The organism is Bradyrhizobium sp. NBAIM08 (genome assembly GCF_020193935.1).
Classification (GTDB): Bacteria; Pseudomonadota; Alphaproteobacteria; order Rhizobiales; family Xanthobacteraceae; genus Bradyrhizobium; species Bradyrhizobium yuanmingense.
Genome location: NZ_JADYVR010000385.1, coordinates 1 through 445, shown reverse-complemented (window position 1 = coordinate 445; position 445 = coordinate 1). Strand labels below are relative to the sequence as shown.

Genomic DNA, 445 nt, shown 5'->3' with positions numbered 1-445 from the left:
ACCTCTACGGCGGGCCCACGATCGTCGTCGACTTCGGCACGGCGACGACGCTCGACGCCGTGGACGCCGACGGGGCCTATGTCGGCGGGGCCATCGCACCCGGGCTCGAGCTCGGGCTGGAGGCGCTCGCGGCCAAGACCGCCAAGCTGCCCCGGGTCGCCCTGCGCATGCCCGACCGGATCATCGGCCGCGACACGGTCAGTGCCATCCAGGCCGGAGCGGTGGCCGGCCACCAGGGCATGGCCTCGACCCTCCTGGCCCGCGCCCGACGCGAGCTGGCCGAGGCCGCCGGCATCGAGCCTCGCGCCGTCCAGGCCATCCTCACCGGTGGGCTGTCGGCGGCCCCGTGGGCGCAGTCCATCCCCGACGTCGACGTCATCGATCCGGACCTGACCCTCAAAGGCCTGGCCATCCTCCATGCCGAGGTCGCCGGCGGGGAGCGCCT

Annotated in this window: 1 protein-coding gene; it reads left to right on the top strand. The window is 74.6% G+C overall.

All coding sequences use genetic code 11. The features are described 5' to 3' along the window. On the top strand, positions 1–445 hold a 445-nt coding region (locus tag I6F37_RS40025; protein ID WP_225154382.1), incomplete at both ends, for a type III pantothenate kinase.